This window comes from Pseudomonas baetica, assembly GCF_019733355.1.
Classification (GTDB): Bacteria; Pseudomonadota; Gammaproteobacteria; order Pseudomonadales; family Pseudomonadaceae; genus Aquipseudomonas; species Aquipseudomonas baetica_A.
Window position 1 is genome coordinate 26,328 of sequence record NZ_JAIHLQ010000056.1, and the last position, 7,421, is coordinate 33,748.

Annotated in this window: 9 protein-coding genes; 3 read left to right on the plus strand and 6 right to left on the minus strand. The window is 57.3% G+C overall.

Annotated features, from left to right (window positions below):
- The first annotated feature begins 86 nt into the window (after window positions 1-86).
- Window positions 87-284 carry a hypothetical protein gene (locus tag K5E40_RS31010; RefSeq protein ID WP_154906326.1) on the plus strand — a complete coding sequence of 66 codons (198 nt, stop codon included), beginning with the start codon at window positions 87-89 and terminating at the stop codon, window positions 282-284.
- A gap of 132 nt (window positions 285-416) precedes the next feature.
- Here K5E40_RS31010 and K5E40_RS31015 read toward each other — a convergent pair whose 3' ends face one another.
- The gene (locus tag K5E40_RS31015) at window positions 417-1,376 is read right to left on the minus strand and encodes an ArdC family protein (RefSeq protein WP_221734000.1); all 960 of its coding nucleotides are present in this window, start codon (window positions 1,374-1,376) and stop codon (window positions 417-419) included.
- Window positions 1,377-1,509: 133 nt separating this feature from the next.
- Entirely contained in the window at window positions 1,510-1,836 is a 327-nt protein-coding gene (locus K5E40_RS31020; RefSeq protein WP_073162545.1) for a hypothetical protein, read from the minus strand.
- Window positions 1,837-2,290: 454 nt separating this feature from the next.
- Between K5E40_RS31020 and K5E40_RS31025 the strand changes: the two genes are divergently transcribed.
- Entirely contained in the window at window positions 2,291-2,656 is a 366-nt protein-coding gene (locus K5E40_RS31025; RefSeq protein WP_221734001.1) for a DUF3742 family protein, read from the plus strand.
- Between the two features lie 20 nt (window positions 2,657-2,676).
- On the opposite strand, the gene K5E40_RS31030 is transcribed toward K5E40_RS31025, so the two are convergent.
- Genes K5E40_RS31030 through K5E40_RS31045 form a run of 4 tightly spaced genes read right to left on the minus strand, consistent with a single transcriptional unit; the run spans window position 2,677 to window position 6,879 of the window.
- Window positions 2,677-4,221: a conjugal transfer protein TraG N-terminal domain-containing protein gene (locus K5E40_RS31030; protein ID WP_221734002.1), complete on the minus strand. Its 1,545-nt coding sequence runs from the start codon at window positions 4,219-4,221 to the stop codon at window positions 2,677-2,679.
- 10 nt (window positions 4,222-4,231) lie between these two features.
- Window positions 4,232-4,540, minus strand: a complete 309-nt coding sequence (locus tag K5E40_RS31035; protein WP_073162538.1) for a hypothetical protein — start codon at window positions 4,538-4,540, stop codon at window positions 4,232-4,234.
- Between the two features lie 3 nt (window positions 4,541-4,543).
- Window positions 4,544-5,926, minus strand: a complete 1,383-nt coding sequence (locus K5E40_RS31040) for an integrating conjugative element protein (RefSeq protein WP_221734003.1) — start codon at window positions 5,924-5,926, stop codon at window positions 4,544-4,546.
- Window positions 5,923-6,879 (minus strand): TIGR03756 family integrating conjugative element protein, encoded by a 957-nt coding sequence (locus tag K5E40_RS31045; RefSeq protein ID WP_221734004.1) that lies wholly within the window; start codon window positions 6,877-6,879, stop codon window positions 5,923-5,925. Before K5E40_RS31045 ends, K5E40_RS31040 begins: the two co-directional genes overlap by 4 nt.
- Window positions 6,880-7,343: 464 nt before the next feature.
- Between K5E40_RS31045 and K5E40_RS31050 the strand changes: the two genes are divergently transcribed.
- The coding region (locus K5E40_RS31050) for a helix-turn-helix domain-containing protein (RefSeq protein WP_221733757.1) at window positions 7,344-7,421 on the plus strand (78 nt) is incomplete at its 3' end.

The window sequence follows — 7,421 nt, forward strand, 5'->3', positions numbered from 1 at the left end:
GGATACTGCTAGGCATCGTTTTGTTGGGGCTAGTACGGCAAAGACAAGAGTCGGTACACTGCGGTGCCTATTTTTTGGGTCTTGCCATGAACCTCACTGACGCCACGCTCGTGCTGCTGCTCGCGGCACGTATCCATGGGACCGACGAAGCCGTCCGGGCCTCGGCTAAGAGCGTGGTCAAGAAGTTGCCGCGCAGTAAGCGTGATTTGATCTACAAGGTAATCGATAGCCGAAGTCCTCTCGAGCTGGTGGATTATCTGGCGCAGAATCTGGATGCGGAATGACAGGCTGCGGGTGTGTGCCCACCCCTGATTCTTTGCATCAGAGCCCGGCGGCATGGGGATTTTTCTGGGCGCAGAAAAAAGGGCCCAACTCGGGTTGGGCCCTGTGATGCGATTGCAACGGTGAGGTAGCGATCAAACTCCATCGTTCATGCATCGTGAGTCATCCATTACCACCTGCTTCAGTTGCTGCTCCAGGTTGAGTACAAACTCCGAGGCGCTTCGGGCCTGACCACTGGCGCGAAAGATCGCGCGTTTGTCAGCCTTGAGCAGGCCAAGCCAGGAGTCGATGTAGCCCTCGTGCCGCAGCTCCCCCTGTATACCGGCGTAGGCACATAAAAAAGCAGCGCCCATCTCGGCGATCAACTCCTCAAACGCGTAGCCTGGCGAGCCGAACGGACAGGCTGACGTCACGCCTTCGCGCTGCAACCGAGCGTGATGCCCTGTCCAGTGCGTCAGCTCATGAAGTGCCGTGGCGTAGTACCCGCTTTCATCGTGAAATTGTGCTTTTGTCGGCAGTTGGATGAGATCCCTGATCGGGTGATAAAAGGCTTCGTCGCCAGGCCGATGAACGATACGTGCACCTGAACTTAGCAGCAGATTTTCTGCGGCGCTAGTGGGTTGGAAGGGGTCACTCTGTTCCGTTTCGAGCAACGTGTCATTGGGCATTTCGAGCCCCTCTGTTTGCTCGATATTGAACAGAAAATGCGTCCTGAGAATGCCGAAGTGAGCGACCTTGGGTTGACCGTTTTCATCGAGTACGGGTTGGCCTGACTCGGTCTGTTCCTCGCGCTCCATCGGCTTGTAGAGCACCGCCAGAGTGCTGTGCTCACCTTTACGAATGTGCCCGCCAGCTTTTTTGGCTTGCTTGAAAGTCAGCCAACGATCTTGAGTGAACCCCTGCAACCTGGCCTCGGTCCAGAGCAGCGGTAAATTGATGCCCGAATACGGACGTCGCGTGATGGCGTTGATGGGGTAGGGTTGATGACCCATGTGAGCGGAGCCACTTGAGGACCAGGGTTTGATCCAGGGTGCAACGCCTTGGTCTAAAGCAGTAACGATCTTGTCTGTCACGTCTTGGTAGATATCGCGCATGGCAATTTCCTCGAGAGAAAAAACGGAGGAACGCCTTGCCCGTCGGGGGAGGGTTCCCCGGTTGGGTGATGGGTTGGATTGATACAGGTCTTGCATGCCGTCCGAATGTGGAGGTGGGCGCCGCCCATTGCGCTTAGCGCTGTTCTCCTGCAAGCGCGATCAGCAAGGCGCCAGGTTGACCCGGTTCTTGGAGTAAGCTCAGACTCAATTGCAGCAACGGGTCGTGGTCTAAGTGATCGGCTGGTTCAATATGCATTACCTCGAACAGCACGTAAGACTTATGTGGATAGGCCAGGTGGGCTTCGAAGGCTGCGCGCAACACGTGGCTCAACCGATCGACCTGCAGCTTCTCAGCATGATCGGATTGCTCGAGCAGTACAGCACGTTGCCACGCGCCAGGTGTGAACACGATGGGTAACCGAAGGGTGTTCAGTATTTCCGGTGTAAGTGAGTCGGGCATGGTATGTCTCCGTTGAAAACTCGAAGAAACCTGTCCCGCGCGGGGAAAGATTTCCCTGCAGTGGGTTGAAGAAAAACAAGAAGCTTGCCTGGCGAGCGAAGCTCGGAAGGCACTTAGATGAGGAGTAGGCGTTCATCACCGCGGCAACGGTCACCGTGCGAGCCACCGAACGCTAATCGCACTTGGGAAGAACCATCATCGAAGTGACGTAGCCTTGAAGGTTCTGGCTACCTGGGAGAGTGCTGTCGATAACAGCGATCCGTACCTTGTATTTAATCGTACGATTTATCTGGGTCAATCACTGTAGAGACGCTGGTTCACGGGACTTGTCTTCTGGCTTCCAATGAGGATTTTTCGACCGGGGAAACTGATATACGGTCAGGCATGGGCCGTTTTCGGTAGTAGGCTATTCCTCAAGGCTCAACCATGAAAACGCTCAGAAGAGGGCGAGACCATGCCGACTCAACAACCTGTTCAGAATTCACGTGCCCACCGCTGGGCGTATGTCTGTGGTCTGTCGGTGAAGCGTGGTTACCTTAGGTTGAAAACTTTTGAATCCCACATGGTTGAGCGTGCGGAGGCCGCAAGTGTGCCCGCAAGTAAATTTCTTGTTCGCGGGAGTTTTCTGACTGCCAAGCTCGCTCTGTTCGGAGCATTTCTTTTTGTCAGCTTCTGGTTGTTTATGCTGATGTGCACAATTGTCGTATTAGCAGCTATCCCATTTCAGGGTTCAGACGCTCCAGGTAGTGACGATCTCGACGATCCAATGCATAGACCGTCTCGGCCTGAGCGTTACGATAAATGGGGTTCTCTGAAGTAGGCTATTGGTTATTTTGAGCTCTATTTACGCGAAACAATTCTTGCACCGCTCATCAACTGAGAGGTCCCGTTAGAGCTCGCTGTCTGTGCTGCGTGGGTTCCCCTGGTGAGCATTCCTTCTACGCCTGAACCTACGCTATATCCGGCCCAACTCATTGCCCCGAGAAACAGCATCGGTAGCACGATGAACATCGCCCCCATCACATACTCGATCACCTGCGCGGTGACAGTCCCATCCATGAAGCCGGATGTGGGCAGCGACAACAGTACCTGATTGGAAGCCGAAACTTGGTTGTACAACGTATCGAGCATACTGGAGTCGACCCAGCGCGCCAGTTCCCACCAGAAGCTCAGCATGTGTAAGGTGAACAGCGCGAACGTCACAGTCATGACGGTCTTCAGCTGGTATGTACTGACCAGCAGGATCAACGGCAAGCTGATGATGACGCCCATGATCAGGAACGCCTGCACCATCGGCAGGGCGGCGCGTAGCGCATTCATTGCGGGAAAATTACTGAAGGAACCCAGTGCCAATCCAGTATTGGTGGCCAGGTTATTGAGACCCTGATTGATCGAACCTCCACGAGCGCTAGAGCCGTAGTCCTGATACACCTGTCCGGGCGACATGGACATCGATTGCTGGCGCGGGCTGACCAGCTCACGCAGGGTGGCATCTTCGATCTCGTTGCTCGAACGGCCAGTCAACCAACCTTTCAGCTGAGTCAGCAGCGAAGGATCGACCTGCTCGATCAAGCGCTCGCGTAGCCCAACACCACTGTCGCTCCACCAACGCTTGCAGGTGGGGTAGCCCGCGCCATTCTCCAACCGCGGCAAGGAAACATCGCGGTTGTCGTCATACGGCCACTTGACGCGCGGTGTACGTGAGCGATCGGTGTCGTAGTAGCCCGGAGTGTCGAGAAAATAGCTTGAGCCGATCCAGGACGCGTCGTGACTTTGTGCCTTGTCCAACTGCGGACGGTTGGTGAACAGCCGAGAGCGGGAATAGCCGTAGCAGTCGCGGGTGAAGTCGGCAACTTCCTGCTGCAGGACCTGACTGTCGATGCGCGAGCTGTCGATCTCCATGCGCATCTGTCGGATATCCGGTGCGCAAGGGATGGAGGCGGTGGCCGCCGCAGTCACGCCTTTGCTCAAGGCATGTACCAGGAACCACCAGATCGGCGCATTGGCAGAGCGTCCGCCAATGGTATTGAAGGTCGTCCCCCAGGCAGTTTCTTCTGGTTTGGCCACACTCACGCCGCAGCGCTGACTCGCCGCATCATCGAACGTCATTGACGAGAGGCTCAACGGAAACACAGGCGCGCAACCGAACAACACGACGATGTAGGCCAGCCACAATCGGTTCTCGATCCGCGGTACCGAGAGCAGTCCCTTGTTGCCTTCATCCGCGCCTTGCTGACGGGCAGACAACCATTCCTGCAAGATGATTGCACCAAAGGGCGCGGCGAATAGCCCGGTGTCGGACAGGACACTCCAGAGGCCGTTATTGATGATCCAGGCCAGCAGAGAGAGGTAAAACTCGAGGTAGCTGTTGGTGCTCATGAGCATGGTGGTGGCCTCACAGTCGGGTGAGTTCGACGCAAGTAACGAGCACGAGCCCTAATGCTCCGATGCACTTCACGCGCAATCGATCCTGTGGTCGATGTCGGTAGCGTCGAAGTAGATCCCACCAGATCGCAAAGAGGGCGCTGTAGAGCAAGGCACGCCACCACCGCAGATAAGGTCTTACGGATGCGAATGCCTGCTGCCAGGCCTCGAAACTACCCAGTGCAGTGAGGCCGATCCAGGCGACCAGTGCGACGCTCAGGATCATCGCCGCGGTAATTCCCAGACCTGAAAGCAAAGTGAATAGCCGTGAACGTTTCATGGCTTACTTTCGTCTGGCGTCAGCATCATTGAGTCGACCGGGCTCGGGGTCGCCTTGCTCGACTGTACGCGAAGCATCGGCACCACCGGCATGCCGATCGAGCACAAGGCTGGCGGTGTTGGTAGCCAGCATCTGGCGAACCTGCAGTTCGGTCTGCAGCAGGCGTATTTCGCGCTCCAGGGCGTCGATGTTTTTCGTTAAGGCGATTTGCGCCGGCTCGGCGGAAGCGATGTTCGGTTCGTGACTGCCTGCCAGCAGGGTGCGCAGTAGCAGCAGTGCCTTGTCGAGCACACTGGACAGGGCCGTCTCGCTGGCCAGACGGCGCGCCAGCAGATCCTGGTCGGGATCGTCGCGCAAGGCTTCGATCACGCCACGGGTCACCGGCAGCATTGGGCTCGAGGCTTTAGCCAAATTGTCAGGGGTAGGTGACAGCGAGCCGGACAGCAACCCTTGCAGGTACTTGAGGCGTTCGCTGTAGGCCTCCTGGATCAGCGGCGTCAATCCGCTGCCAGCGGTAGCACGCAGGGTTTCGCAGGTGTCGCAGGTCGAGACTTCGCTCTCGCCCAACACCCGAACAGCCCATTCTGATTCCTCCTGCGGCGAGGCCCAGGTCTGACAAATAGCCCCACCCAGGCAATCGCTGCTACTGATTAAGGCACTGTCCTCCACAGTCCGGTTGTGCAGCAGGTTGTAGCCTGCACGCACCACGTCGGAGGTCACCCGGATGGGCGTCTGCCCGCTGCCTCCAGCTTTCTGGCCTCCGACCCAGGACACCCCATTGTTGCCGTTATGGGTCTCGGTATTTTTCACCGCGGCCACCGCATCACCGCCAGTTTGCTCCAGGTTACCCTGCATCTCCTGGTTCTTAGCCAGCGCACCCCAGCCGGCTTGACCGACCTTGTCCGCCATTTTTTCGGCCATGGCTTGGCAGGTCAGTTTGGAACGGTCAAAGTCGATACGGCCCTGCATCACCCCGTTGCTCAACAACTCATAGAGGCCGGGATTGGCGCGTTGGATGATCAACGCCGGCAGCGACATCACCGCTTGGGTCGCGTTCTGCACGATACTGCCCATGATCTGCTGGAAACCTTCGGTGACGCCGTTCAGTTGGTTTTGCAGGGTGTTGGTGAGGCTCATGTTTCCGCACATCATGTTCGCTCGCCATGACCCGCCGACACCGATACCACTGGGTCGGTAGAGCGAACTCGGTGAGCCGACTGCCGAGCCGCCACCGATGGTGTACATCACTCGGTCGTCGAGTACTTCGCCTTGAGTGCCCAGGCGGTAATCACTTTCGGCGGCGTATGCATGTGTGGCAATGGCGAGCAGCCCGTAGAGCAACAGACTCACCAAGACAAACCATGATCGCGCGAGAAGCCGACTCATGAAGCACCTCCTTCGAAGTCGATGCTGAACAGGAAGGTCTGTCCTTCGCGCTTGCAGCAGCTGTAGGGGCGCCAAAGCGACCACGCGTAGCCGCCATCCGTGCTTTGTACTGGATCGCTGGGGAAGATGGCGCACGTGGGCTGAACCTGGGGGTAGAGCAATTGCCATTTGTGGGTCGAAGCGTCGTTTTCGACGATCGGGCTAGGCGGCCAGTAGCCGTCGCGTTTGGCGGGCGTGAGGGGCAAGTACACATGCGGCTGCCAGTTGCGGGTAATCACATCGCCGGCCCGTTGCGCCATGACTGCGGCCGCCTTGAAATCGTCGGGCTGTACCAAAAAACCCTGCCGGGGATAAACGCTGCCCCACATGTTTCCCGAAGCCTGACGTCCGATTTCACGGATCCCCGGCATGAGCGACTCGGGGTAAAGACTTTCCGGGATGCCATGGCGCCAGGCAAGTGAGTCCAGGGTGCTCAGGTAGTAGGGCATGAATGCCGTTGCGCCGCTGGCGCAGGCGTAGCCGGATTGCGAAGCCAGTTGCGTGGCTGCCCACCCGCCGGGGTGGCCGATGCCATCAACGTTCTTGAAGCGGGTCAGGTTGTCGCGGTGGGTGTTCGGGGTGATCAGGTTGCCGCCACCTTCCGAACCGCTGATGGGAGAGGAGAGGGTGGCCATCTCGGTCCATGGGTTATTGCCCGTGGTGGTGTAGCTTGAGACCACCAGTTCAGGAGTGAAATGACGAACCTTGGTGGAGGTTTTGACCTTGCAGCCAAAGGGTGTGCAGAGAAGCCAGAAACAAATGCCGACGATCCTGTATTCGAGACAGTTTGGCGAAAGCACGGAGGACGTGATACTGCCGGTGTCCAGCGCCACGCTTGGGCCGCACGCCAGCAGGACGCTCAGCGCGAAGGGCCGTAGCTTCGTGGGCGGGATTGACGAGCAGGCAACAGGCATGATCCGGGCTCTCGGTATATGGCCTGGGCAGGTTCGGTCAGAGACTGAAGACTGTCAGTGGAAATTATGAACGTGGATCTATCGGGTTTGAGATGCGTGAGACAATGATCTGACGCGAACAGCGCTTCGCAGGATATCGGGTTCCACAAGAAACTGATCTGCGGTGATCTCGAAAGTATTGACGAGGGTTCATCATCACTGGTGAACCTCTTCGTCCAAGGCGCTAATTAAGTCGTCAAGTTTAAGATCCCTGTACTGTTGAGATCTCCCCTAGTATTTCCCAACCGCCGCTAAGGTTCGGTGATGATCATCCCGGTGGACGCGTATTGTTGTCGGGAAGTCCTGGAGCTAACGACTTGCCAGTGTTTAGGGGAGGATCATGGTTGCTAATTGAAAAACACTTAGACCTGGCGGCCGCGAAAACTGAGTGCAACACCTGACCTTTCCGGTACGGTGCTGCCCCTATGTCTTATTCCGAACTCAGCGTTGAAGAACGCGCCACCATTCAAATCGGTCATGCCCAAGGCTTGAGCCTGCGCAGG

Coding starts and splice junctions, on each gene's coding strand:
- K5E40_RS31010 (WP_154906326.1), top strand. CDS start 87: ATGAACCTCACTGACGCCACGCTCGTGCTGCTGCTCGCGGCACGTATC.
- K5E40_RS31015 (WP_221734000.1), bottom strand. CDS start 1,376: ATGCGCGATATCTACCAAGACGTGACAGACAAGATCGTTACTGCTTTA.
- K5E40_RS31020 (WP_073162545.1), bottom strand. CDS start 1,836: ATGCCCGACTCACTTACACCGGAAATACTGAACACCCTTCGGTTACCC.
- K5E40_RS31025 (WP_221734001.1), top strand. CDS start 2,291: ATGCCGACTCAACAACCTGTTCAGAATTCACGTGCCCACCGCTGGGCG.
- K5E40_RS31030 (WP_221734002.1), bottom strand. CDS start 4,221: ATGCTCATGAGCACCAACAGCTACCTCGAGTTTTACCTCTCTCTGCTG.
- K5E40_RS31035 (WP_073162538.1), bottom strand. CDS start 4,540: ATGAAACGTTCACGGCTATTCACTTTGCTTTCAGGTCTGGGAATTACC.
- K5E40_RS31040 (WP_221734003.1), bottom strand. CDS start 5,926: ATGAGTCGGCTTCTCGCGCGATCATGGTTTGTCTTGGTGAGTCTGTTG.
- K5E40_RS31045 (WP_221734004.1), bottom strand. CDS start 6,879: ATGCCTGTTGCCTGCTCGTCAATCCCGCCCACGAAGCTACGGCCCTTC.